The organism is Metallosphaera yellowstonensis MK1, assembly GCF_000243315.1.
GTDB lineage: Archaea > Thermoproteota > Thermoprotei_A > Sulfolobales > Sulfolobaceae > Metallosphaera > Metallosphaera yellowstonensis.
In genome coordinates, this window is the sequence record NZ_JH597761.1 from 1,102,165 (window position 1) to 1,128,097 (window position 25,933).

Consider the following 25,933-nt stretch of genomic DNA (forward strand, 5'->3'; position numbering starts at 1 on the left):
AAACCCCCTCTTCAATAAACAAGGTATCTCTAAATCGAACAAGATGCCAGCTCTCGACATCTGTCAGTACGGACGAGTGATGGTTCAGGAGGGCCACGTCTTCGTGAACTTCAATGCCAGTAGGGTTAGGGCTACGGCGCCCAACTTTAGAGCTCCTTCGTCTACAGTAAACTTGGAGCTGTGATTGGGATAAACTATCCCCCTCTCCTCGTTCCTGACCCCAAGGAACACGAAGGCTCCCTTCGCCCTCTGTAAGAATCTCGAGAAGTCCTCTCCGCCCATCACTGGATCGGTCTCCTGAACTGTGGCCCCAGGGATCTCTGAGAGTACCTTCATGACCTCATCGGTGGTCTCAGGATCATTCACGGTTACGGGATAGGCATCCTCTTTGAACTTCACCTGGCACTGGGCCTGATAGGCCTCACATATGGACATAACGATCCTTTGGAGTGACTCTAACGCCTTCTTCCTAACGTCATCGTGGAGGGTTCTGATCGTGCCCTCTATCATCGCCCTGTCTGGTATTATGTTATCCTTGGTTCCAGAGTGAATACTGGTCACTGAGAGGACGAAGGGTTTCAGTGGATCTATGAGCCTCGTCCTTATCCCTTGAAGGGCAGTCACGATCAGGGCGGAGACGTAAACCGGATCTACGGTCTCGTGAGGGGCGGAACCGTGTCCCCCTCTCCCTATCACCTCCACTCTGAAGGAGTCCGGTGCGGCCATCAATGGGCCCCTCCTCGTGGCGAACGTACCGGAAGGATATCTACTCATCACGTGCAAACCGAAGACGTAATCCACGCCCTCCATGACTCCAGCCTCTATCATGGGTAGAGCCCCTCCCCTCCCACCGTCCTCCTCAGCCGGTTGGAAGACGAGTCTCACCTCTCCCTTGAGTTCGTGAGCATGTTTGGTCAGTAACTTCGCAGCACCGAGGAGCATGGCTACGTGGGCATCGTGCCCACACGCGTGCATGACTCCAGGCCTCCTCGAGGAGAAGGGCAAGTTAGTCTCCTCGCTGACAGGCAATGCGTCCATGTCTGCCCTGAGGGCTACGGTTTCCCCTCCCTCCTTACCTCTCACCACTCCCACTACGGCAGTGGGCAGACCAACTCCTACCTTGGTCTCGATACCCAATCCCTCCAGGTACTTCCTGACCAGTTGTGCGGTCTCGAACTCCTGATAGGACAACTCAGGATTCTCGTGAATCTTTCTCCTCAAGGATATTATCTCCTCCTCTATCTCCTGGGCCTCCTCCAATATCTTCTTGGCATCCATAGTTTAAGGTGGGGGCCCCACTTAAAAAGAGGATAGCCTCCCCGTCTTCCTTAGGTATTCCCTCAGGAAAGGAGTGTCGTCTATCTTCTTCCTACTCAGGAACTCCAGGAGAAGACCACGAGGTTTCGCTCTCTTCCTCTCCGTCTTGAAGACATTCTCCTCGGTCACTATGAGGTCGAGGGGTACATCGAAGGGCTCCCAGGGTATTTCATCAACTACCTGGAGGGAGTGTACCGTGGTGACTACAGGTACGTCCTCACTGACCTTTCCGACTTCCCTGAGTATGGCGTACTCGAGTTCACTGTAACCCTCTCCTTTTCCCACACGTTCCCCCTCCCTCGAGACCGCCACAGAACCAACGACCACTAGGTCTACCTGAGGAATTTCCTCAAGACCTACTCTTCTCCCGTAAACGGAGAAGTTCCTTATCCGTGAGGCCTCCCTGGGGTTTTCGATCGATTTTCCCAGGAACAGGAAGAACTCTCCCCTGAGCCTGGGTGTTGGGACGAGAAGAGTCTTCCCCTCTCTCATGGCCAACTCTCTAACCGAAGCTTGAGGGGAGTCTGGGTTGCACTTCACTACCTCTGCCCTCTTGAACTCCGGAACTCTCCTCAAGTTCTCAGCAGCTTCTCTGTTACCCTTGAAGTTAGGTATTCTACCCTTTATCGGCAGGGGGAAAGTAGCTACGCCCCTCTCCTCCAACAGTTCCCAAATTCTCTCCCTGATCCTCGCCTTATCCTCCTTAACTCCCACGTCTCTCCAGCCTCGCCTTCAGGCTCATGGCCTCATAGATCAAGTTGGAGGCGAGCATGGTGGTAAGCTCGCTCACGTCGTAGGGAGGGGACACCTCTACCACGTCGAAGCCTACGAGCTCGACGGGAAGCCCTCTCACCAACTCCAATGCCTCGAACGAGGTCAGTCCCCCCACTTCCGGAGTCCCGGTTCCTGGGGCGAAGGCCGGATCGACTACGTCTATGTCGAAAGAGACGTAGGTAGGACCCCTCAGAGCCTTGACTCGATCCATGACCTCTCCCCAGTTCTTCTTTACCTCCCTGATGCTGAACGACGTTATCCCTAACCTCTTACTGTCCTCCACATCTTCGTGGGAGAAGACGGATCCCCTTATTCCAATCTGAACCACCTCCTCCAGGAGGCCCTCCTCCAGGGCCCTCCGTAGCCACGTGCCGTGATCGTATTTCTTACCCCAGTGTGAGTCCCAGAAGTCGTAATGCGAGTCCATGTGTATCAAGTTCACCCTACCGTGTACCTTATGCACTGCCCTCAAGACTGGGAGAGTGATGGAATGATCTCCTCCCACTATAAAGGGAGTGGAGAAAACGAGGATGTTGAGCAAACCCTCCTCAACCTTCTTCATGGTGTCCTCAATGTGACCCGGAACAGTATCCACATCTCCGGCGTCACAGGCATTAAGTTCGTCAAAGGGATAGACTCCCTGAAAAGGGTTGTAGGGCCTGAGCAATCTGGACCCATCCCTGACCCCCATGGGACCGAATCTCGCTCCTGGCCTGTAAGTAGTCGCGTCATCGAAAGGTATCCCGATGAAGACAGCTTTAGGTCTCTCCTCCCCACAGAGGGGTAGCCGGGCGAAAGTCGACACTTGGGAAAACCTCGGAGACTTCAGGGCATCTATTTGTCTCATAAAGTAGACTCTCATGGGAGGCATATAGGGTTTCATTAAAGGCTAACATCTCCGTAATCCCTCCCACCCTTTTGGCATAGCCCACATTGGTATGAGATGTCATCCTTTGTTGATTTTTTATAAACAGATAGAAAAAGATTTTCTATTAACGTGAAAAAGGATTAATTCCAGTCAAGAAGACTGAAAGCCTAAGGGGTCGTGGATCAGGACCTAGCACTCCAGTGTTTACCCGTGGCGTAACTTACCTTCTTTAATTACTTCTAATTCCACCACGGGCACCCCTCTTAAGGGATCATACAGGGTCACCCCCAGATCATTGGGGCTAGTCGAGGGAAACACCGCTACCCTCCCATCCACACTTTTATCACTCCCCAAACCTCGTGAGCAGTGCCCGTCATCAGTTAGGGGGATCATCAATAAAAACTACTTCGGTGATACTATATAAACACAACTTGTCAAAACGATATTTAGAAGTGATTAAAAATAACGAGTAGTTACGTAGAAGCGTTACAGTCTGTCTATTCAAGCTCCAGCCTTCTATCAAGAGCAGGTGTGTCTTCAAGAAAAGCTTTAGTGTGCTGGGAAGAAATAATATATAATGACAAAAGTCTCTGACGTAATGAATCCAGTGGTAGTCTCCATATCTCCTCACTCAGAAATGAAGGAATTACTAGACGTTCTCAGCAGAGAGAAGTCGGGAAGAGTAGTAGTGATGGATCAAGGTAAGCCAGTAGCCATGGTCACTACCAGGAGCGTAGTTCTTGCCTACGCTGAACATGGTAGAGAATTGTCTAGGTTGAAGGTCAAGGACCTAATGAGCGAGGATTTGGTCAAGGTGAGACTAGATGATGAACTGCAGGCCGTGTTAAGGTTGATGCTCAACAAGGAGATAGGAGGAGTGCCAGTGATGGACGGGGACGTGTTGGTGGGAATTTTCACCGAGAGGGAGTTGATAAAGTTCATGGCAAAGCAGACTTATTCAGGATTGGTGGACTCGGTGATGAGCACTGACCTGAAGGTAATAGACGAGCATGAGGACACGCTAGAGGCCTCAAAAATGATGCAAAGATATAAGGTCAGGAGGTTGCCTGTGGTTTCAAATGGAAGACTGGTGGGTATCATAACCGCAGCCGATATTGTAAAAAGTCTGGCCAGGACTCTAGATCCCAAACCAGTACTGGAGGCGGGAACCAGGAATCCCATAACAGTGGGGAGATATGAGACCTTAATGAGGATCGTAAGGATCATGGAGGAGAGGAGGATAGGCACAATACCCGTTGTGGAGAATGAGATAGTAGGGATAGTCACAGAGAGGGATTTGTTGTACGCTACTGTGACCTCTGGGATAAGTTAAAACTTTTTATTTTTCTGTCCTATATTTAGTATTTCTTTTTTATCCCTCCTGATCATGCAGTCGTATGATGAGATGAAGTAATTTTCAAGAGCAATAAGTCTTTTCACATGAGTTTCATATAGGGGAAACTGCATTCCTAAGTCCTGCTGTACACTTGTCAGAAATTTAAATAATACGAGACAACAGAACAAAAAATCCTACCTTTGGCTCCTGTTTGAAAACACTTTAGAGTATCTTGTCAGGCCCCGTTTCGGCTCCCTTAGTCATCTTATCTGCACTGGCTTCAGTCGGTAAGGCTTTTACTCCCACTCCGGATCCTCTGGCTACTCCGTTATTCTCTTCTATCATTATGTTTCCGTCGGCCGGTAGCATGAGCGGTAGCTCCTCCTCCTTGTAGCCTTCCCTCCTCATACCGTATCTCTCCAGGGCTATCGTCTGAACTGCCCACATAGGCAGATCCGTCTTCGGCATCTTCTCACCGTAGAGGAGGGTTAGCACCAGGTTGTAGGCGAATATTATCGTCGCGAAACCGGCCAGCCATCCACCTATCAGCAGCAGTTGGTAGTAGACCTCGTAGAAGCCAGCCCACGCGACCTCCCTCCTTATGAGGCCGAACATTCCTCCTTCACTAGACGCTATGGCGAAGAGCCCCATTCCTGCCTGCCAGCCCCAGAAGTGTAGCCAGCCTAACTTGTTGCTATACCATTTCTTGCCGAAGAGATCTGGGCCAACTACGTAAAGGGCACCTAGCAGTCCCCCCACCGAATATATGGCGAGCATTATATGGAAGTGGCCGAATATCCAGCCTGTGTTGTGTACCGTTGGATCCACGGCCGGTACCGGGTTGGTGGGTTCTGCCTGGATCCCACCAATGATGTTCCACACTGCTGCGGCGAAAATGAAGGCGAAACCGGGATCCCACTTTAATTTCCTGGGGTCTCCTAGTGTTGTGAAGAACAGTAACCAGAGTGCAGCGAAGGGTACGGCTATCAGGGCCGTGCTGGTCTGGGCGAAGATGTCCCTGAGGATGAGGGGCCACGGGTCGTCAACGATGTGGTGCACGTAGACGCTGGAGCCCAGGACGAAGAGTACTGGAATGAGCCACCTGGTGAACCTGACGCTGTACATTGGCCTCCTGGCGTAGAGCGGGGTTATGGCCACAGTCGCTCCGGTCAGTGCGTACGGGGCGAAGTACACCAGTGGGTGATCTGCAAACCAGAACAGTCCCTTCCACACCTCGGCGTTAGGGATACCGAACAGGTAGATGTTGAGCCCACCTATGGGGGAGAACAGACTCCACATGTCAGCTATGAAGACGGATATGTTGGCCAGGGCCATCATGATCATGTCCATTACTATGAAACCTATGGCAGTCGGCACAAGCCTACCAGGGACTCTTCCTAAGAAGGAAGTACCTAGGACAGAAACCATCTCCAACCACTCTCCCACTACCATTAGTCCGTACCCTATGTACCAGGTGGGGGAGGCCTGCAGTGGGTTCAGGAACGTGAAGAGGTACTGGTTCTGGATTCCACCGAGGTTCATCATGAATAACGCCAATATGCTGAGCCAGAAGCCGGCGTTGGCTATCTTGGGCCACTTCACCAGCCTAGAGCCGTTCAGTGCTGGTATCATGTAGAACGCCACTGCGAACACCACGTTGAACGCTGCACCGAATATCATGTCCATGACGTGGTTGGTCATGGCCTGGAAGTAGTACGCTGGATCCACCACAACCGGTACTCCCTCGCTGGAGAGCCCCGCCTGTCCCCTCAGTATGAGGGCGAAGGCTCCCCCTATGAAGAGGAACATCAAGCCAGCGAGGATTAGCTTTATGGATATCGTCTTATAGTCTTCAGTGTATAATACCTTCATTAGTAGCGATCTCTTAGCTTCTCTCTCCTGGACCTCTTGAAACTGTCTGGCCCACTCCGTGAGTTTTTCTCTTTCTTGCCTCCTAATCTCCTCGTGCGTAGCCATTTGTCTTCTTCAATGCAAAAAGAGATATAAAAAGATTGATGAAGTACTTTAAGATCAATATTCCAAGGGTATTGGAGATATCACGAGTATGTTGTCTGATAGCTTTATAAACATAAAATGAGCCTTAACATTTTTTACTCTTCAGTAAAATGCAGAGCTACACATATGTGGCATCTTAGGCATACCTGCTTCGGTGTCGTTCTCAAGGAGAACTCTAGGCTTAAGACTCTCTTCCATTTATGCATTGGGAAAAGTCACAATTCTTTCACGTTAAACAGCGTTTATTAGATTTCGCCTCGATTACAGGGCGATATTTAAGGGAAAGTCCCATAACTGCAGGTTAAAATAGCCCTGCATGCAGAATTCATAGTCACGTCTCAAGGTGCTTTGTGGGACCGTTCAATTTTCTAGGGGTTGAGCCCAGTGAGTTTTCTTAAATCCAAAATCTAGTGTTAGAGTAAAGGTAGGTTTCATGTTGTCTCTGATAAAATATTGAAGTAGCCCACAAAGCAGTCTCAAGCCAAATTTTTAAGTAAAAAATTATTAGTATCTTTAAAATGAAACTATTTTTGTGAAGCGTTTCCAGAGGATAGAGAAAGATCGACGTCAGGTTTAGGAACAAGCTTTGCCTCTGAACTTAGTGCCTTAACGCTGCTTATACCTGCTGAGGCACCAGTTACGGATTCGTTGAGCCTTATCATCCCGTCGGCCGGTAGCATGAGCGGTAGCTCCTCCTCCTTGTAGCCTTCCCTCCTCATACCGTATCTCTCCAGGGCTATCGTGTAAACAGCCCATAGATCTATGTCTGTCTTCGGCATCTTCTCACCGTAGAGGAGGGTTAGCACCAGGTTGTAGGCGAATATTATCGTCGCGAAACCGGCCAGCCATCCACCTATCAGCAGCAGTTGGTAGTAGACCTCGTAGAAGCCAGCCCACGCGACCTCCCTCCTTATCATCCCCATGAGACCTCCCTCGCTTGCAACTGCGCTAAATAGTCCCATTCCTGCCTGCCAGCCCCAGAAGTGTAGCCAGCCTAACTTGTTGCTATACCATTTCTTACCAAGCAGATACGGCCCAGCTACGTAAATTACGCCCAGAACACCTCCCACGGAGTAAAGTGTGAGCATTATATGGAAGTGGCCGAATATCCAGCCTGTGTTGTGTATCGTTGGATCCATGGCCGGTACCGGGTTGGTGGGTTCTGCCTGGATCCCACCAATGATGTTCCATATGGCGGCAGAATAGATAAAAGCAATACCTGGGTCCCATTTTATCTTTCTTGGATCGCCCAGAGTGATGAAGAACAGTAACCAGAGTGCAGCGAAGGGTACGGCTACTAGGGCCGTGCTGGTCTGGGCGAAGATGTCCCTGAGGATGAGGGGCCACGGGTCGTCAACGATGTGATGAACGTAGACGCTGGAACCCAGGACAAAAGCTGTGGGAATGAGCCACCTGGTGAACCTAACGCTGTACATTGGCCTCCTGGCGTAGAGCGGGGCTATGGCGACGATGCATCCCGAGAGAGTGTAGGGTACGAAGTACACCAGTGGGTGATCTGCAAACCAGAACAGTCCCTTCCACACCTCGGCGTTAGGGATACCGAACAGGTAGATGTTGAGCCCACCTATGGGGGAGAACAGGCTCCACATGTCAGCTATGAAGACGGATATGTTGGCCAGGGCCATCATGATCATGTCCATTACTATGAAACCTATGGCAGTCGGCACTAATCTCCCCTTCACCCTTCCCTCAAAGCTGGTACCCATTACTGAGACCATCTCCATCCACTCTGCCACTACCATTAGTCCGTACCCTATGTACCAGGTGGGGGAGGCCTGCAGTGGGTTCAGGAACGTGAAGAGGTACTGGTTCTGGATTCCGCCGAGGTTCATCATGAATAACGCCAAGTTGTTCAGCCAGAAGCCGGCGTTGGCTATCTTGGGCCACTTCACCAGCCTAGAGCCGTTCAGTGCCGGAATGACGTAGAATGCCAAGGCGAAGACGGCTGTGAATGCCAGACCGAACACCATGTCCATGACGTGGTTGGTCATGGCCTGGAAGTAGTACGCTGGATCCACCACAACCGGTACTCCCTCGCTGGAGAGCCCCGCCTGTCCCCTCAGTATGAGGGCGAAGGCTCCCCCTATGAAGAACCAAACTACAGCTGCCAGCAGGAGCTTAATACTTAACGTTTTGTACTCTTCAGTGTACAGAACCTTCACAAATAGAGACCTCTTGGCTTCCCTCTCAAGAACCTCCTGGTACTGTCTTGCCCACTCTATGAGTTTCTGTTGTTCTTCTCTCCTAATCTCCTCACGAGTAGCCACCATCCATCACTTAGACATAACTTGCTTGATAGAACCTTTAAGTGGCTGAGAACTTTCGTATTTCCGTTAGACAGAAGTCCATCTTTGAGGGTATAATTCAACGGGAATCTTAGGTCGCTTTAAAAATATAAAAAACATAAAAATGAGATTATTCTCTCTTTCTTATCCGCTCAAGGAGACGTTGAAGTTGAACGTGTTACCGTCACTGAAGACAATGGTGTAGACTCCAGGCGAAAGTTTGAGCGGTACGATTACGGTCTCTACCCCGAGATATATCTCGTGGGCTTGAACGTAGACTGTTGAGACGGAACCGTTGGGGAGAGGCGCAACTTGCGTTTCGTAGTACCAAGGGGGGACTACTTTGAACGTGGAGTTGTAGACTGATGATATCTGTAGAGCATTTTGATCCTGATTGTTCAACGTTAGCTTCACTCCCTCAACGGTGAGGTACGTTACAGTATCGTTGGGGTAGTAGACAGGTATACGATAGACACCGTAAGTGGCACTGTATTCAGGTATGAAGGGAGATGAAGGGATCAGGCTCTCAACCACGAAGTAGGCTGTAATACCAACTAATATTAGAACTATCAGAACTGTCAAAAAATTTTTCCTTGTCAAAATCCCATCACTTTCAGTCCTGCATGTATGCACCAACCATTATTAACGCTAGCCCTATGATAGAGATTGCGAGCCCTGCTAAGTCCGTACCTGTCACGGTAAATGCGAAGGAAGCGGGGTTAGGCTTAAGGAGCGTATAGCTGTACAGGGTAAGCATTATGACTGATATTGCTACTAGAACTCCACCAGAAAGTATTGGACCCCAGACCTTTAGATTCATGATGTCTCAAGATTACTTTCGTGATTAACTCAAATAAAAAGCTTTACTATTCTAACCTTGGGGTCCAACATATTATCTCCCTAATGTAAGGATTAGCCTGTAATTTCTAGAGATTAAACGCTCACCTGAAAACTGACTCCTCCGTTGCGGCGTTAAAGGCATGGCTGAAGTCGACTTGTGAGATGTATGACCCGCTACGTTGGCAGAGGTGTATTTCCGTGAGAGGGACGGAGAGTGGTTGGCTCGAACAGCGTTGAGACAGCTCACCCTAGACCTGAGGAAATAGGACGTAGAGCAACAGGCGATGTACTCCAGAACAACAGATCGTAGATCACTACTGCGAGACCAGGGAGAGGTTCTTTCAGGGGTTAGGAAGGTTCCCGAATGAGAAGAAGGCCCATGAGTACTATTCCCTAGTCTACCGCAGAGCAGTTGGAAGGTCCTGGAAGTTAGGAAGACAGTGAAGGGAAGGAAGAGGTAGATCACGTTGGGCCGTTGTCAACAGTTTCCGATAAATCGTAAAATTTATGTACTTTAATGATAAATATAAATGCGGTGACACCAGATGTGGATGGGTTTTCCGAAAAAAGGGACGGTAAATCAAAGACGTACGGGTTTCCCCAAACGGATGACAACACTCCGTTGGGTGGGGTTATTCCGCTAAGGGGGCGGAGGGGTGTGAACGGGTTTCCCCGTGACTCCGGTTAAGTCCAAGGGCTGGGAATTGGATACAAATTTATTAAAATTCAATGAAGCCCGAACCCCTGTCCCACCTAGGATGGGTAACTTACACCGCAATATGCCTAATGATATGTGAACCTATGTCCTTCCTGAAAGGCTTATATATTATAACATCAGATTCTCGATTTAGAATGTAGCTATGTGTCAGTATAGAATCCTTAAGGTGAGAAGGGCGCTGAAGAACACAGAGAAGGTCGTCCTCCTGCATGAGGATAATCTCAATAGGATCCTTTCAGAACCATTATTCTCAATACTCCTTTCGGATAGGTGGGAAGAAACAGGGATAAGCAGAAGTTATTACTACTCAGGGTTGAAGACCCTAAGGGAGCTCAGACTCATAGAGGATAACGCGATAGCGTTTAAAGTGGCGTTGGCGTATAGATATGAGAGAAACTGTCTCAGGCTTCTCTCTGACAAGCTCGCTTTCGTCTCTAAGGGGAGGATAGTGATTTCCATGGGATTATCTGAGAGGCCGAATTGTCTATCGTGTGAGCTATTAACCGAATGCATCTACGGTTTGAAGTTGATTAAGACCGAGTTGAGGCTGAAGAGTACCTCCGTTGATCCCCACGAGAGGTGGATCGAGAACATTAATGAAATAGAGGAGCGGTTAAAAAGGAACGATGTTGAGACAGAGTTAGTTCTGAAGAAGGGTTAAAAACTTCGCTTCTTCACTTCGAGACAGAACGTTTGGACATGTGCTACCTTGGCTAATAGACAATAAGCACAATCTATCGTCTCTAGCCTGAACGCATTGTCACATCAAAGACGCGGGCCATTTCCCCGTATGTCCCTCTCCTTCCCTCCACCGAAACCTAACCCACTTCCGAAAAGAAGCTGAAGAGGCCCATACATTCCAAGTGATCATGGGATTCCAGCAGTTATTAGATTTTGCCTTGACTTCAAGGCTACACCTAACGAGAATTCCCATAACTGCTGGGATTCCCTTCGGTCTGCATCACGTCTGGTGAGAGTTCCCTCAGACTTAAAATGGGACAGCAGTTATGGGAATCTTAGGGAGGTAATACGAAAAAGCCGGTATTGGCGAGAAGTTTTTCGACGTCGTCCCGCTGAAAAGGTGCGGAAAGGGACAGATCGAGTTCGCTAGGGAGAGGCTGGTCAGGGCGGTAAACAGGCTGGGAGTGGTCAGGGGGAAGGGGAGGAGCAGGAAGGTCGGGTTGACGCTAGTCCTCATGGTCCTGGTAGGTGGGAGGGCCAGCGTGAGGAACAGGGCCGAGACGTTCGGGTTGGACTACGCAAACCTGCTGGAGGCGTTGGGAGAACTCGACGACGCGTGGAGGTCCTGTCAGACTGGTGAAGGGTCAGGTTGTCATCATGGACGACACCGTGGACCACGACGCTCCAGGGGGACGTGAGCCCCTGAGAACTACTGGACCTACTGCCACACCCACGGGAGGTTCGAGAGGGCCAAGCTCCTCACGGTAGCCGTAGTGGACCTCTCCACGGGCAGGACGTTCACGGTTTCCCCTACGCCGTGAGGAAGATGTTGGATTTGTGAGGGTCAACGAGTTCAAGACCGAGATCGACGTGGCCAGATGTTGGACGTGCTCAAGGAGCGCTTCCGCGTGTCCAGGGTCGTCTTCGACTCCCGTACTGTCCGAGAAGCTCGTGACGGACAACGTGGTGTCTGAGCTCAAGTCCAACCGAGCCCAGGGTCGAGTCGGCCCAGGGGACCCTCGAGGAGGTGGAGGGACACCTCCGAGTGGGAGACCCCTGGAGTCTACTACGCCGACCTGACCCTGGGAGGCCGAGCCATTACGGTGAAGTTGCTAGTCCGGGAACGTAAACGTGACTCTGGGACACAGGCCAGGTACCTCTACACCACCGACCTCTCGCTCAGCTGGGAGGAGATCGAGGAGGCCTGCCGGGTGGGAGATCGAGGACCTCCAAGGGACGTCAAGGCCCTGGGACTGGGGGACTCCTCGTTCTGGAGGGGGGAGAAGCTTAAGGGCTACCTCACGATCTTCACCATCAATAACGTCGTCAGGGAGTTGATAGGGAGCTTAACCTGAGGAGCGTGGAGGCGTTCCTCAGGTTCGTTGAACGTCATTTAGGCGGACCGCCGGGGCTGATGAAAATCTTTAAGTTACGTTAAAGTCCCATAACTGCTGATGGAAAAAGTATGAAATTCACGTCTCATGGAAACTACTGAGCATGCTGCGAGTGATGGCTGACTTTGGACGTTTCAGACTCATTTCTCTATGTAGGTATTTCATGGAGTCTACTTCGTTCGTCCTAGAGGTACACTTCCCTACTCCCTTGTTGGACAATCTAAATTATAATTATTAATATCATTAACGGGGCTTAAAGATATTTTAGATAAACGTCTCCTAAGGTAAAAATCGAAAGTTTTTTAAGTATAAAGGGTTATACCAGAAACAACACTGGGACTGTTTTCACTGATTCTCCTGTGAAGATAGTATTTTCTAGATAAACTGATGTTTCCTGGCAGGTATTTAAGTCCAACGCCTTGTAGTTGAGGTATCCGTATGGATAACCGTGAGATATGATCTTCAAGAACAAATGATAACTTCGCGAAATTCAGGAAAAAAGAATCTTACATAAAGAAACAAAAGGTTTTTAAGCAGGTTCTGAGGGTAGAGAGTAAGGTGATAAGGTGAAACGTGGTACTGTAATAGCTCTGTTCTTCGTTCTCGTAATTGTAGCAATAATATCCCTGGAGGTACAGTTCAGCTCTTACGACTACATAGGTTTTAGCCCAAATTACGCATCAGACCACATTCCTGCTGGGGAAGGTGTCGTTCATGCGCAGTTAGCTAACGCACTGGGAGCTTATAAGGGTCCTTATGTAATCATCTACGTTACTGGACAGCAGTGGCATTGGGATTTCTATCCCCATAACATGGTATACACCAATATAACCTACGTACCTGTAGGAGAGCCCGTCCTTTTCGTAATACATAGCGTCGACGTATTCCACGAATTCTTCATCCAAGCTGCGACGTCCAACTTCACCATTCCGCTCAACGACGGGGCTGAGGCTGTACCAGGTTACTACTCCTATATGGTGTTCGTATTTCCACAACCCGGACTCTACCACGTTGCATGTGCAGAATACTGTGGCACAGCTGCTACTGGGCTTGGGCATTCCTGGTTAGTAGGCACCATAGTTGCCACTACTAACGCCTCTTACGTGATGCAACAGACGGGAGGAGTAATGCCTCAGGGAACTTGGGATCCTTACGTCAATGAAACAGGGTGATAGAGATGGTTAATTCCAAGACCTTCATGTACCTTGGCGTGATCCTTGCAATAATAGGAATCATAATCCTGGCTGCGGGCACAACTACTTGGACGTATCCAAGGGAGGTCTTCTCGGTGAATGGAATGAACCTCGTGGCCAACAACACTACGCCCAACTACTTCTTCAACTTCGTGGGACTAGCAATATTTCTATTCGGCATTGGTTCCCTACTGTCCTATGCGGAGATGAGGAGGAGTGGGAAAACATGAGTGATTTTTCATATTTGAGAATTGGAGGTGTATATAAATGAATGGGAATAATAATGTGAAAAGTCTTCTTATACTCGGATTCGTTTTTATGTTAGTTCTAGTTGGAGTAGCCTACGGTGCTGACGTCTTGCTCAACGCGGCCTCCAGCGCCTCAAATACCATTACTGCATATTACGTCCCAAACGCCCAAATAAACGAGGCCAACCCAGGCGGGGAGCTATTCTGGCAGTCCATCCCCTACAGCTCGATTCCCCTAGAGCCTACGGTCCCAGTCCCCGATGGTATATCAGGGCACACAACAGTGGTTTACGTTAAGGCAGCGTGGACCTACGTGGATGGAGTTCCTTATATATTCATCCTAATGAAGGCCCCAGTGGTAGGTCAGGCCTCGTGGTTAGCGTGCCCTGAGAGGACACCCTCCGGTCAAATATGGGAACCATTCGGGAGACCAGTACCGCAGGGATGGTGGGTCGTAAACGTCTCATATGCCCAGAAGGATCAGGCCATGGCCTCTGTTTACACTCTTCCCAATTCCGAACAGTTGGGATACCCACCAGGTCAGGCACTCACTAACCCAATAACGATCTACGTCTACAACCAGAGTGGAAGGATATACGGACAGATAGTAGGGGCTATAGACCCAGAAGGCAATCCGTTGAACAACGGCAACCCCATAAACATAACTTCAATAAATCTGAACTATAACGGCACACCGGTCACTTCCCTGACCCAGTTCTTATCCATGGGACTGAACGGGACCACATGGTTCCAAGACACTTACAACCTATTCTACCCGGAGGATACTGCAGGCTACGTGTCGCTCTTCTATAACAGTACTTACTACTATCCAGACAGGTTTGCCATAATGTGGCTCCTGGGAGGCGTTCCCAGCACATGGACTCAAGTTGCCTACACTCCCCACATGATGCCGGGAACCTCGGGCGCTCTGTCAGCTGGTCAAGCTGAGATATGGTTCCTCAACAGTAATCCTAGAGCGAACAATACACAAGATTCCGGTTATCCGGGACCAACGTTCTTCAGCAGGACATCTCCTCCACCTTATGTCCACCACCCCCAGTACAATGATCCGTTGAACTTAGGTTACTTGCCCAACCAGGGTCTGATCGCTGATCTCTTCGTTAACGGTTCCTCCATCTACTATATAGGAGGGAACTATCAGGCCTCCTTCCCCTCCATAGATAACCCGCACATAACCCCGTGGCAGGTAGCCAACGGCATGGCAAACCTCTCGCAGCTCTGGGACCCGTCGGTCGTTGCAACAGGATTCCAATTCGTCAACACCCCAACTGGTCAGTACATGATAGCTGAGTTCGCGAGGACCTTCTCCACCGTGGGTGTATCCGGAGGACAGGGAGAGTCCCATTATCAGATACAACTGCAACCAGGGCAGACGTATCACGTGGCATTCGCCGTGTTCCAAGGCGGAGCCGGAGAGTCTGTGGACTTCAAGTCTATATCCTTCTGGTGGAACCTCTACATACAGCCAGCTAACAGTGGCTCGACATTCCTTCCGCTATTCCTATTGGGTAACGCGTTCACGGCACCAATGATAGCCTTCATGCTCATGAACAACAACTCACTAGTAAGGTTTTCTTCTAAGCTCGGTCCAGTGATAAGGATCCTAAGGCAGATCGGTAATGTCTCGCATACCAGGAGTTAATTTAACTATTTTTTCTTTAGTCTACGTTTTCGCACTCCTTTTTGAGTTGATCTTTAATAGGGAGTTCTTGGCTGGAGTGATACCCATAGGTATGGCAGCAAACACTCAGGTAGTGGAGAGAGTATTCTCGGCCATGTTCATTGTTGGGGCAGTAGCTTACGGGCTAGTTCTTATCCTCCAGCCTATCATGATAGGGATAGCAGGAATTTACGGTGATTTACCAAGGCTGGGTAAAGCGTTCCTTTGGACTAGTCTCTATCTATCCCTGATCCTGGATGCTGTACACTTCTACTACGGAGTAGACAACACTAGCTTCAATCCGCCGGTACTCTTCTCCATAACATACGTGGGTATTATATTGATAACCGTTCTACTCCTCTCCAAATTCTCCAGAAGATGGATAATCCCTCTACTCGTCATACCTGACTTACTCGCTTATCTAACCCTTCTAGGAGACTGGTTGGTTCAGATATCGGGTAACTCCGCGTTTGGGGCCGTGACCTATTACTCTGGGATAATAATGCCCTACTCCGTCATGTTTTCTGCGCTATCCTTCCTGGTTTTTGCCATCCTAGACGGAATAAACAAGACAGCCTTGATCCCCTTTACGGCGTTGGCAGTAGTCGTCGCGTCACTAGTTTACCTCAACGCCATACCTGGCCTCGGTATCATGATAGGGGTTGTGTTCCCCTACATACTGGGAATAATAGGCGTTAGGGACTGGATGCCACCAATAATATTCGCCGTAGCTGTTTTAGCCTTAGGATCAGCGATGTTAGAGTACAAAGAAGACAAGGGAGCGGCCCTGAGCGCTCTTTCGTTGTTTTTTGGTGCGCTCGTATTTGACACAGTTAACACTACGATTTACCTTATGCTCCCAGTGTCTGCCCTAGTTTTCTCAATACTGTTCTCTAGATCCCCCAATAAGAACGTTAACAGAGCGACTCAGGATGGGAATCAGTTGGTTAAATAAGTGCCCGTAGTCAAAAGTTTCAGATTAACCATAAAGTTTTGTCATTTGCTTTGTTGGTCGTTCATTTTTCTTAGAGGTTGAGCCCAGTGAATTTTGTTAAATTCCAGCAGTTATGGGATTCTCCCTTAGGTACCGTCCTGTAATCTGGGTGAAATCTAATAACTGCTGTAAATTCAAAATCCAGTGTTAGATTAAAAGTAGGTTTCACGTTGTCCATGTAAAAATTGAATAACTCACAAAGCATTATTTATTTAAAAATAAAAACTTGGATACAGTTACACTGGATGGGTGAAGGTATCCAGACAAGGTATGACAGTGACTAGAGGTGTACGGGTTTTCCTCAACGGATAAAACACCCCGGTGGGTAAGGCCATCCCACTGGGAAGGGGAACGGGACAGCCCTGACTCCAGCGAAGTGCAAGGGCTGACGATCGATATTGTATGAAAATATTATGAAGTCCAAAACCCCTATACAACCCTCATCTCACCAGTTGATGGGTGATAAAAAGAACGACAAACCTCGCCACTTCTATGGGCGGGGTAAAGTTCTTGACTGAGACCTTCTCTTACTTCTAAGGTGCCCTCTCCTGGTCAACTTCCTGGGACATAGAGTGCAAAGCGACCTAAACGGGGCACTGAACATCCTGAGGAAGGCCACCAACTCGCTCGTGTCAACAACAAAGAAACCCATCTCCTTCCTGGTGGACCACAACAGAGCAACACCCGTAAAGGGGTGTAACCCTTAACTCGGGGAAACCTCGCCTTCATGGCGGGGAGGAAGTCAGTAACACAACACCCTCAGCCTAAAAGCCGCCATCAAGATTTATAAAGTGGAATAATAAACTAAATATTGTGAGACAATGGCAGGAGTTAAGTTCTCAAGGAGAGTTCTTGGTTCCATAATAGCAGCAATAGGTGTAGCAGCATGGGTCTCTGACCTATTTTTGGTTCAAACTCTTCCCTATTCGCAATTTGCTGACGATTCACTAGTGGCCATAGTGCCTTTGTCGGGAGCTGTACTAGTGGCTGGAGGACTCCTAATGGGATTATGGAACTAAGGGATGGTGAGAATGCCAAGGGCAAGTGAGGCATATCTATTTTTGGGCGTTGCCATGATAATCGCAAGTGCGAATCCTCTTTCGCTTCAGCTCTCTACAGTCCAGGAAATCGCTAAGTTCTCGTTCGATATGATGTTGGTTTGGGGGGCAGGGCTAGTAGGAATATGGTTGGCAAAGAGGCTCTATCAGAAAGGAGGAAGGGCAGCGACCTCGTTCTTGGACTTCAATTACTCCACAAAGGGTCTTGTCCTCTCATGGATAGTGGGCGGTTCTATCCTCACATATTGGTACATCCCTGGACCATTTGAGGCCAGCGTCACCAGCACCATGGCCAGGGCCTTCCAGGTGATCTCTTTCATAGTGGCAGGTATTCTCTCAGGGATTGGATGGGAGGCCATGCCAAAGGTTTGGAAGAGCATAACGATTTTCGCTGTCTTCAGCATGATGGCTACCATGGCAGAAATATTCCTGGAAATGGGCGGTTATTACGCGGTAGACGTCTATAGGCCCTACCCTGTATCTCAACTGGTGGAAACCTCATACTTCCTGTTCGCAATGGCTTTCGTACCCTCCACTTATTACATGGTGAAGATACTAAAGGACCTAGATATTTTCTAAAACTAATTTAAAGTCATTTTCTTTCTTAATAATGGAAACCGAAAGCCTTTTATATTTTTACGCGTAAAAACTTACGAAGTAGTATGGCTCTAATAGAATCTCAGGTGATGTTGTACCAGGTGAGCTATTTCCTTATGGCTGTGGTATACCCAATATGGTACTTCATACTTCTCTGGAAGGCAGACAAGGATCCTCAAGTGGACATTGCAGCAGTAGTGAAACAGGAGTCCTCTTAAGCAAGGGGACCTGAGTGCAAAGGTTAACTGACCTTTTTAAGGTTAGATGGTTTAAGCTTGTTTTTTCTATAACTTTCTCTCTCTATTTCTTGTTTTATCAGGTAGTAGATAGAATAATCTTATTTCAGAACATAGTTTTACCTAAGGGAGTGTACTTAGTAGTGGACACCTCAACCCCAGTACCTCCATCCCAGATGCCCTATCCCCTCTGGGGTCCATTCATTTCGATTACGAGCAATTACCTAGACTGGGCCATAACTCCGCTGTCTCTCGGTGTCTCCTTCATTCTTTCCTTCCTAGTAGCCCTCAACGTAAGTCTTTACCTAGCTCTGTTCAGGTTAATGCAGATGAGTTCGACTCATAGACTGGCCGCGTCCCTGGGATTGTTGGCCACTTCCCTCTCCTGCTCCTGCGAACTCTTCACAGCCCTGATCGGAGCTACAGTATCCAACATACCCTTCATGATCTCCATAGGGTTCATGGATACCTTGGGGATAACGTTGACTCTGGTTGCCGGAATAATACTCACGCTATCTTCCCTGGTGATAGCCTCGGAGATAACTGGCTCAAGACCCTTCTCGTGGATGAGGGGAAATTACGCCATCGCCGTTGCGATTATATTGTTAACCTCGTATTTATTGATACCACAGTCCCAGACCTTCTTCCTTGTCAGGATCACCGACATGACGATGGCAGGCGGGGTAATAGCCTATGCTGCGAGTAAGAGGTTGAGATTAAGAGGCAACCCACTCCTATTCTGGGTCTCTGCGGGTTTGATAACCGCGGAGATCGTAGGGTTTCCTCTCATGGTGCCAGTCGTCTCAGCCCTATTATCCCTTATAGCAGGGGCAGTGGGCTACTTAGGGTACTCCACCTTGAAGCCGTGGGCCAGACTCGGCCTACTTCACGTTGTAGGATGGACCCTCATAATGCCCGGTCCAATTTCTCTGATATTGGGCCAACCGATTCCGTTCTTTAACCTTGTGGGCGACCAGGCCATACTCTTCTGGATAACAGCCTGGATATTCGGCACACCCATAGCGTGGCTCGCAGGAATCCAGTACCTTCAATACATCAGGGACTCCATGGTGAATTATTCCCCTACCAAGATGGATCTGAGATTGCCACCAAGGAGGGCACAGTTCCCCTGGCAGTGGTTCCTCCTGGGAGGAGTAGCCGTCGTTTCACAGATGCTGTTTTTCATGACCCACCCTCAGGACTTCCTGGACTATAACGGCTACGACATGGTGTTCCTAGAGGCGATGACGTTAGCTTCGACGTTGTTAATAACGGCTGGGTTAGTCCTCATAGGTTACGGGGTATACGAGCTCATAAGGGACAGATACGGGATTCCTCGAATCAGCAATAAGCACTTCTTGATAGCCGTCGTCATCTACGGGGTGCTAGAGATGATAGCAACGAAGATGCTTGTGATAGCTCCTTCCGGCTATCCCTATCCACCTATCCTCCTGTTGACCTACGGTGAACCCATGTATGCTCCGGCTGTGACGATTTACATCCCGAACATAATAGGCTTCTACATATACCCAGTGTCCTTACTGGCGTTAATATCTTCCTCCCTACTGGCAGGTTACATTTGGGCCCTAGTTTTCCAAACGAGGCGAAACAGGTTGGGTTCCCTCACGGCCTTCAGCCTTATCACAGCGTGTCCCTCGTGTGGACTCTCCGCAATGGGTTATGTCATGTCCTCACTGGTCACTGCTGCGAGTTTTTTGGCCTCAACCTACGCCCAGATAGGCATGACCTTGTTGTCTCTGTCTCTGTTGGTTGGGCTCTTGGTGTACGTCCTCAGGACAAGTAAGGGTACCTGTGACCTCAAGAAGTGACCCAACAATTTCGTTTATTAATGTTTTCATCCCGATGTATATTATGGACAGCCTGGAGCTCTGGGCCACCCTCCTGGGTTTCTCATCATTAATGGTCGCAGTAATAGTCGTGCTCCTCTATTACGTGTATAGAGTGATCACAAAACTGGGTGTCTTCTTCCTGTACTTCTCATTCGTCATGATGGCCTTCATGTTGGTTGGCGCCTCTGTTTACTTGTATTCTCCCAGCGAGACGAGCCTGGGAGTGGCCGTGGGAGTGAACATGGCCTCCATGATATTGCTCCTTGCTTACTTCTTCGCTGTGGCCGAGAGATTAACGGAGGAGTTCACCATGCGAGAGGTTCACTACTATTCCTTGGCTGGACTGGTCGTGCTCAATGAGGGCCTCATGGGCCTTACCTTCGGACTCGCCCAGTTCGGAAGGACCCCTTTCAGTGACCTTGAGTTAGCCCTCTACAATTCCTTGAACAGCTATTGGTTCTTCTACCCCATGATGGCTGAGATGCTGTCCCTATATTTCATTCTCTTGAGTAGGAGGAGGGCTCCGTTAGAGCTCTTCCCCCTAATAGGAATAACAGCGTTTCCGCCCACCATCTTCACAGGTCTACTAATCTGGAGATATACGGCACTCGTGATGGGGCTGGGTATGTCAGCGTTAGGTCTCACGTTTAAGAGTAGGTTGAGACTCCTCTACATAGTCACTATTTTAGGAGTAATAACTACGGTTTACACACCTTGGCTCTTCGACACTTCGATTATTGCAGGTATGGTACTCTATTACGTGGTCTCATTTAAGGCTGAGAGGATAGCTAGGTCATAGTCCTGAACCGCTCAGAACTTTTCGCACTCCCACCCAGAGCACCGGTCTAGGATCTCTCATTCCTTCGGACGTTTGGTATCAAGCTCAGTAATCGAAGTACCTTTGCACACTCCTAATCACGTAGAAGAGCAGAATTCCACAAATCAACAGGTCAAGGAAGAGTATACCGTAAAAGAGAAGGTTGTTCTTGACGAATATAATGTCGGCGAAGAGGACTATGGCAAAGACGAAACCGATCTGGACCAGGTTGACCAGAGACCTCAATCCCTCCGTGGGCATACCTATCACCTGAATATCTTTCTAGCCATGATAATAATTACATATGGAATAACTTCCACCATTACCAAAAACGCCCCCGCGTACACTACTATCCCCTCCAAAACCCCAAGGATGAGAAAGTAAAATATAATAATGAATATAAGTTTTATCTCAACACTGCTCAGGTAATACAGGTCTAACCAGCTAACAACCTCTTGCCAACCTATTCCCAGGACTATGAGGGAGAAGACTCCCGACATCCCCAACGAGTAGACGAGGAGGCCTGCGACTGAGTATATTTCAGGCGTAAGTACCAGTTAGCTTCACCCTCTCAGAGAATGAGGAATAGTAGTTTATCATGGCTTGACTGACGGTCGGTTTCACGGACTTCAGCGACTCTACAACGTCCTCCATGGTCACCTTTGAGGCTTTACCTTCCTTTACTGACCTCCTTACGGCCAACAGCACGGCTCTATTAACTACTCCCTTGATATCTGCTGGGGTGAAGTTCTCGGTGACCTTGGCGAGGTAGGAGAAATCTATCCCTTCATCGAACGGATGTTTGGTTATCATCCTTTGGAACAGAACCTTCCTAGTCTCATAGTCAGGGGGAGGAACGTAAACCAGCTTCTCCAGCCGACCGGGCCTGATTAACGCGGGATCTATAATGTCTGGTCTGTTGGTAGCAGCCATGAATATCACCCTCTCCTTTCTACTGGATACTCCGTCCATCTCAGTCAGCATTTGACTTAACGCCCTGTCGGTCACTCTGTTGGGATCGGATCCTCTAACCGTGGCTATAGCGTCTATCTCGTCAAAGAAGATGACCGTGGGAGACGCTTGCCTCGCCCTCTTGAACACTTCCCTGATCGCTCTCTCCGTCTCTCCTACCCACATGTTCATGAGTTCAGGCCCACTGACAGCGATGAAGTTCGCCCCGCTTTCGTGTGCCACGGCCTTTGCCAGCATGGTCTTCCCGGTCCCTGGAGGACCGTAAAGCATGACTCCTGAAGGTACGTCGGCTCTCATCTCATCGTATAGGGAGGAGTACTTTAGGGGCCACTCGACTACCTCCCTCAGCTCCTGTTTCACTTGGTCTAGACCTATTATGTCCTCCCAAGATACGTTCGGTATCTCAATCCTGAACTCCCTGAGTGCAGAAGGCTCAACGACCTTCATCGCCTCAAGGAAGTCGGCCATGGTAACCTTTACTTCCTCTGGGTTTTCGGTTCGTCGTAAAGCCCTCATAGTGGCCTCCCTCACCAGGGCCTCTAGGTCTGCGCCCACGAACCCGTTAGTCATTGAGGCTATCCTCTCCAGGTCTACGTCCTCGGACATGGGTATCCTTCTGGTGTGGATCCTTAGGATCTCCAGCCTTCCCCTCTTATCAGGTACAGGGATTTCTACCTCTCTATCGAACCTACCCGGTCTCCTCAATGCTGGATCTACGGCGTTTGGCCTATTGGTCGCACCTATGACGAGGACACCTCCTCCTGAGGCGACTCCGTCCATGAGAGTCAGGAGCTGTGCCACTATTCTCTTATCAGCCTCCGCGTTGGTTACGTCCCTGTTGGGCGCGATGGCGTCTATCTCGTCTATGAAGATGATGGATGGGGAGGACTTCTCGGCCTGTTCGAATATCTCCCTCAATCTCTTCTCGCTCTCTCCGTAATACTTTGACCCTATTTCCGGACCGCTTATGAAGAAGAAGTTGGCCATCACGGAGTTGGCCAAGGCCTTGGCGATCAAGGTCTTCCCGGTCCCTGGAGGACCGTACAGTAAAACACCCTTTGGAGCTCTGAACCCGAACAACCTGGGCACTTCGGGTTTCAGTAGGGCTATATCTATGATCTCCTTCAGGGAAGTTATTTGTTCCGTGAGTCCTCCTATGTCGTCCAGAGAAACTAAAGGGATGTTCTTCTGAGTTTGCCTTATGACCTCTCCTGTTATCTCTATCTCGGTCTCTCCTACTATCATCCCGACGTCTCCTCTAGGTTCAAAGGCCACCACGGAGAACTCCCCTTGTCTCGTTGAGAGAGTTATGCCCCTGGAGACGGGCAAACCTCTCAATTCCAGGTTCAGCCTCTTTATGTCGAAGGTTTTAGGTGAGGAGGGGGCCAGAGTGACCCTCCGTAAAATCAGGGGCTCGACCTTCCTTGCAACAGTCTTCTCCCCGTTTCTAATCCCGAGGAACTTAGCCACGTCCTCGTGGATCATTAAACCTCCAGTACTCTCCTTGTCCTCCTGGACTTGTAATGGGAACATCCTATGAGTGACCAACACTATCACGTCCCCGTAGTTGATTGCCTTGGATCTCATTAACTCCGGGTCAGCTAAGCAGACGCTTCTGTTCTTGACTTTCCTGTTGCTCCAGTAGACCTTGGCGACGAACTCACTGACCAACTCTCATCAGTATACCATGTGCCTCACGACATAAAAGTTTTCATTTACATGTCACTTCTCAGGATTTAAAGCCAACTATAGTGAAAAACTTAGGCAAAGGGTTGCTAAGGGCGATTCAGGTCTCCATTGCGATTTCTATTTGTTTCTATAGAATGGAAGTGACTTAATTGATCCTACATCAGTAACACTAAAAAGGGGACGAGCGCTAGGTCATACCATGAGACACCCATTTTATCACGTGGTGACCTCGCTCGTCCCCGAGTTACTTGGGAAGGACGCGCTATTAAATGAAACGGTGGCTGAGATCGAGAGGAGGGCCCTGGAGGAGGCGGAGAGGACCTCCCCCAGGTACGCCAGGGGGAAGGAGGTGAGGAGGAGGGGTTACGCCAGGTACAGGTTCTTGAAGGGGTTCAGGGTCTCCCTCCGGGGGAGGAGGGTAGTGTACGGGGTGGAGTGGGTCACGGTGAGGTTGCCCGTGCTGTACAGGGGAGGGGAGAGGGTGAGGACGAGGGTGGAGGAGGAGTTGCTCAGGGAGGAGAGGCTGGTGCTCAGGTCCCTCCTCCTGCTCCACTCCGTGTTGGGAGGGAAGTTGAACGCCAAGCTCTGGACCCAGGAGCTAAGGTTGGGGACTTCAAGTACGTGGTCGTGGACGGGAAGTACGTGAAGTTGAGGGGAGGGAGGAGGGGGGTCCTCTTAATCGCGTTGGGACTCACTGACCACGGTGTGAGGGCCGTGCTTGACGTGGTCCTGACCGGGGAGGAGGACGTCGTGAGCTACTGGGACCTCCTGGTGAGGCTGTGGAGGAGGTACAACCTCACCCTGGTCGTAGCCGACGGGGTGAAGGCCCTAGACACGGCAATCTCCCGCTCCGGGATCAAGGTCGCGAGGCAGACCTGCCTGGTCCACCTCAAACGGAGGGTGGACAGGAGGGTGAGGGTCTTGCTGGACCTCCTCCTCTCCCTCGCCGAGTCCGTCCCCACCCGTGTCTCTCCCCTCCTCTCCTACCTCCTTGCCCCCAGGGAGCTCTGGCCCCTCCTCAGGTCGAACAACCTGGCCGAGTCCTTCAACTCCCTCCTGGAGAGGAGGAGGTTCGGGAAGTGCCACTCCCCCTGGAGGATACTCCAGATCGCCCAGGCCATAGCCGTCAACTACAACCTCTCGACCTGTTATCTCGCTCTTGTAATAATATTACAGGGTTCCTTATTTCTTCGTGATATGATCAAATATATTCAATAATTCCTCCATTGAATAAGTCCAAATCAACAGAGATATTACAATTTGCAAAGGAGCCCTGAATCGCCCGTTGCTAAAAATCCGGCGTGCTTAATCCAGTCTTAGGAGTCCAGGGAAGACCCGAGGACTGTTCAAGGTACTCTAGTGACTCCCCTCACCCACACCGCTTGTTTAGCGACCTCCTTTACACTCAGGATCTTCCATGATTCCCCATCTTTCACCGGAATGTGTCTCAAGTTATGTTCCATCATCATGGCCAACGCCTTGGATATCTCTTCGTTTCCTGAGAGCACAGTTACTCCCCACCTCGGTTCCACGGGATCACGTAGGTCTCTGCCCTTCCCTAAGGCTCTCGTCAGGTCTCTGATCGAGAGGAGTCCTATTGAGTCGCCTCTTCTCACCAGTAAAGCCTTAGTCCCCTCCCTCTTCATTACGGCGTAAGCTTCAGAGTTTGTTATCTCTCCTACGACCGGAACAGGAGTAGCGTACTTCTTGACGATGTCCTTTGGGTTAACCGCAACTGCCTCTTCTCTTAGAACAGGAGACGTGGTTGAGAGGGATCGTAGTGCGTCCCTTATGGATAACATCCCTGACACTTTACCCCTCTCCGTGACAGGTAGGTGTCCTATGTTCCTGTCGACCATTATCTTTAGTGCCTCCTCCACCGTTGCACTGCCCTCCACTGTTATGGCGTCCTTGGCCAGTTTCCCTACACTCTCTTGCTCCAGCCTGTTGGACCACGCCTCCAGTACGTCAGTCTCCGTGAGTATCTTTAACCTGTCCTCAAGGATCAGGAGGGAACCCACTCCTCTCTCAGTCATGATTTTGGCTCCTTCCCTCACTGTAACCTCTGGGCTCACGGTCACAAGGTGCCTATTCATGTATCTCCTTACCCTGGAGAGGGTGACCTTAGCCCTACTGGCTACGTCGATACCGTCGTTCAAGACCACTATACAGTCGTAGGGACAGGCCCTTTCACAGGCTCCACACCCCGTGCAGTCCTCAGGTCTGACCACCTCCGCAAGCCTACTCAACTCGTTTATCTCGAGGCATTGGGCTAGGGCACAAGCCCTCTGGCACATGTAACACCCGACGCATCTGTCCGCGTCGATCAGGACTATAGGTTCCATTCC

Annotated in this window: 24 protein-coding genes and 2 pseudogenes; 14 read left to right on the forward strand and 12 right to left on the reverse strand. The window is 49.7% G+C overall.

Annotated features, from left to right (window positions below; translation table 11 throughout):
* Nucleotides 1-84: 84 nt before the first annotated feature.
* From cpsA to METMK1DRAFT_RS06535, 4 genes are all read right to left on the reverse strand, one after another.
* Nucleotides 85-1,278 carry a carboxypeptidase CpsA gene (gene cpsA, locus METMK1DRAFT_RS06520; protein ID WP_009071991.1) on the reverse strand — a complete coding sequence of 398 codons (1,194 nt, stop codon included), beginning with the start codon at nt 1,276-1,278 and terminating at the stop codon, nt 85-87.
* 21 nt (nt 1,279-1,299) lie between these two features.
* On the reverse strand, nt 1,300-2,031 hold the full coding sequence (locus METMK1DRAFT_RS06525; protein WP_009071994.1) for a 5-formyltetrahydrofolate cyclo-ligase: 732 nt from the start codon (nt 2,029-2,031) through the stop codon (nt 1,300-1,302).
* Nucleotides 2,021-2,938, reverse strand: a complete 918-nt coding sequence (gene speB / locus METMK1DRAFT_RS06530) for an agmatinase (RefSeq protein ID WP_048087688.1) — start codon at nt 2,936-2,938, stop codon at nt 2,021-2,023. The genes METMK1DRAFT_RS06525 and speB overlap by 11 nt, the downstream gene beginning before the upstream one ends.
* Nucleotides 2,939-3,163: 225 nt before the next feature.
* Nucleotides 3,164-3,352: a hypothetical protein gene (locus METMK1DRAFT_RS06535; protein ID WP_009071998.1), complete on the reverse strand. Its 189-nt coding sequence runs from the start codon at nt 3,350-3,352 to the stop codon at nt 3,164-3,166.
* Between the two features lie 184 nt (nt 3,353-3,536).
* Between METMK1DRAFT_RS06535 and METMK1DRAFT_RS06540 the strand changes: the two genes are divergently transcribed.
* Entirely contained in the window at nt 3,537-4,292 is a 756-nt protein-coding gene (locus METMK1DRAFT_RS06540; RefSeq protein WP_009072000.1) for a CBS domain-containing protein, read from the forward strand.
* A 225-nt stretch (nt 4,293-4,517) separates the two neighbouring features.
* On the opposite strand, the gene METMK1DRAFT_RS06545 is transcribed toward METMK1DRAFT_RS06540, so the two are convergent.
* The 4 genes from METMK1DRAFT_RS06545 to METMK1DRAFT_RS18180 form a co-directional block, all read right to left on the reverse strand.
* On the reverse strand, nt 4,518-6,272 hold the full coding sequence (locus METMK1DRAFT_RS06545; RefSeq protein ID WP_009072005.1) for a cbb3-type cytochrome c oxidase subunit I: 1,755 nt from the start codon (nt 6,270-6,272) through the stop codon (nt 4,518-4,520).
* Nucleotides 6,273-6,835: 563 nt separating this feature from the next.
* Nucleotides 6,836-8,602, reverse strand: coding sequence for a cbb3-type cytochrome c oxidase subunit I (locus METMK1DRAFT_RS06550; RefSeq protein WP_009072007.1), 1,767 nt, complete (start codon nt 8,600-8,602; stop codon nt 6,836-6,838).
* A gap of 159 nt (nt 8,603-8,761) precedes the next feature.
* Entirely contained in the window at nt 8,762-9,199 is a 438-nt protein-coding gene (locus tag METMK1DRAFT_RS06555) for a hypothetical protein (protein ID WP_155812316.1), read from the reverse strand.
* Nucleotides 9,200-9,230: 31 nt separating this feature from the next.
* Nucleotides 9,231-9,437: a hypothetical protein gene (locus METMK1DRAFT_RS18180; RefSeq protein WP_009072011.1), complete on the reverse strand. Its 207-nt coding sequence runs from the start codon at nt 9,435-9,437 to the stop codon at nt 9,231-9,233.
* 904 nt (nt 9,438-10,341) lie between these two features.
* Here METMK1DRAFT_RS18180 and METMK1DRAFT_RS06565 point away from each other — a divergent pair.
* From METMK1DRAFT_RS06565 to METMK1DRAFT_RS06615, 12 genes and pseudogenes are all read left to right on the forward strand, one after another.
* Nucleotides 10,342-10,836: a hypothetical protein gene (locus METMK1DRAFT_RS06565; RefSeq protein WP_245544572.1), complete on the forward strand. Its 495-nt coding sequence runs from the start codon at nt 10,342-10,344 to the stop codon at nt 10,834-10,836.
* Between the two features lie 412 nt (nt 10,837-11,248).
* Nucleotides 11,249-12,294, forward strand: a pseudogene (locus METMK1DRAFT_RS20035) (IS701 family transposase).
* Between the two features lie 522 nt (nt 12,295-12,816).
* Nucleotides 12,817-13,422, forward strand: a complete 606-nt coding sequence (locus tag METMK1DRAFT_RS06580) for a cupredoxin domain-containing protein (protein ID WP_009072023.1) — start codon at nt 12,817-12,819, stop codon at nt 13,420-13,422.
* A gap of 5 nt (nt 13,423-13,427) precedes the next feature.
* The gene (locus tag METMK1DRAFT_RS06585; protein WP_009072025.1) at nt 13,428-13,673 is read left to right on the forward strand and encodes a DUF6463 family protein; all 246 of its coding nucleotides are present in this window, start codon (nt 13,428-13,430) and stop codon (nt 13,671-13,673) included.
* Between the two features lie 37 nt (nt 13,674-13,710).
* On the forward strand, nt 13,711-15,354 hold the full coding sequence (locus METMK1DRAFT_RS06590) for a DOMON domain-containing protein (RefSeq protein ID WP_009072027.1): 1,644 nt from the start codon (nt 13,711-13,713) through the stop codon (nt 15,352-15,354).
* On the forward strand, nt 15,332-16,327 hold the full coding sequence (locus tag METMK1DRAFT_RS06595) for a hypothetical protein (RefSeq protein WP_009072029.1): 996 nt from the start codon (nt 15,332-15,334) through the stop codon (nt 16,325-16,327). The genes METMK1DRAFT_RS06590 and METMK1DRAFT_RS06595 overlap by 23 nt, the downstream gene beginning before the upstream one ends.
* 611 nt (nt 16,328-16,938) lie before the next feature.
* Entirely contained in the window at nt 16,939-17,073 is a 135-nt protein-coding gene (locus METMK1DRAFT_RS19475) for a hypothetical protein (protein ID WP_281034090.1), read from the forward strand.
* A gap of 114 nt (nt 17,074-17,187) precedes the next feature.
* On the forward strand, nt 17,188-17,385 hold the full coding sequence (locus tag METMK1DRAFT_RS06600; protein WP_009072031.1) for a hypothetical protein: 198 nt from the start codon (nt 17,188-17,190) through the stop codon (nt 17,383-17,385).
* A gap of 12 nt (nt 17,386-17,397) precedes the next feature.
* Complete coding sequence (locus tag METMK1DRAFT_RS06605; RefSeq protein WP_155812319.1) at nt 17,398-18,003, forward strand: DUF1404 domain-containing protein; 606 nt, start codon at nt 17,398-17,400, stop codon at nt 18,001-18,003.
* A gap of 83 nt (nt 18,004-18,086) precedes the next feature.
* Entirely contained in the window at nt 18,087-18,239 is a 153-nt protein-coding gene (locus METMK1DRAFT_RS17535; protein ID WP_009072035.1) for a hypothetical protein, read from the forward strand.
* 89 nt (nt 18,240-18,328) lie between these two features.
* Nucleotides 18,329-20,086, forward strand: coding sequence for a hypothetical protein (locus tag METMK1DRAFT_RS06610; protein WP_245544573.1), 1,758 nt, complete (start codon nt 18,329-18,331; stop codon nt 20,084-20,086).
* Nucleotides 20,087-20,129: 43 nt separating this feature from the next.
* Nucleotides 20,130-20,906, forward strand: a complete 777-nt coding sequence (locus METMK1DRAFT_RS06615) for a hypothetical protein (RefSeq protein ID WP_009072039.1) — start codon at nt 20,130-20,132, stop codon at nt 20,904-20,906.
* A gap of 84 nt (nt 20,907-20,990) precedes the next feature.
* Here METMK1DRAFT_RS06615 and METMK1DRAFT_RS06620 read toward each other — a convergent pair whose 3' ends face one another.
* From METMK1DRAFT_RS06620 to METMK1DRAFT_RS06630, 3 genes are read right to left on the reverse strand one after another with little or no spacing between them, the layout of a single operon-like run.
* Nucleotides 20,991-21,185 carry a hypothetical protein gene (locus METMK1DRAFT_RS06620; RefSeq protein WP_009072041.1) on the reverse strand — a complete coding sequence of 65 codons (195 nt, stop codon included), beginning with the start codon at nt 21,183-21,185 and terminating at the stop codon, nt 20,991-20,993.
* 5 nt (nt 21,186-21,190) lie between these two features.
* Entirely contained in the window at nt 21,191-21,424 is a 234-nt protein-coding gene (locus METMK1DRAFT_RS06625) for a hypothetical protein (RefSeq protein ID WP_009072042.1), read from the reverse strand.
* A gap of 40 nt (nt 21,425-21,464) precedes the next feature.
* A complete protein-coding gene (locus tag METMK1DRAFT_RS06630; RefSeq protein ID WP_009072044.1) occupies nt 21,465-23,567 on the reverse strand; it encodes an AAA family ATPase in 2,103 nt (700 codons plus the stop codon).
* 217 nt (nt 23,568-23,784) lie between these two features.
* Here METMK1DRAFT_RS06630 and METMK1DRAFT_RS06635 point away from each other — a divergent pair.
* Nucleotides 23,785-24,803, forward strand: a pseudogene (locus tag METMK1DRAFT_RS06635) (transposase).
* A gap of 128 nt (nt 24,804-24,931) precedes the next feature.
* On the opposite strand, the gene METMK1DRAFT_RS06640 reads toward METMK1DRAFT_RS06635, so the two are convergent.
* Nucleotides 24,932-25,930: a CBS domain-containing protein gene (locus METMK1DRAFT_RS06640; protein WP_009072050.1), complete on the reverse strand. Its 999-nt coding sequence runs from the start codon at nt 25,928-25,930 to the stop codon at nt 24,932-24,934.
* Nucleotides 25,931-25,933 lie beyond the last annotated feature (3 nt).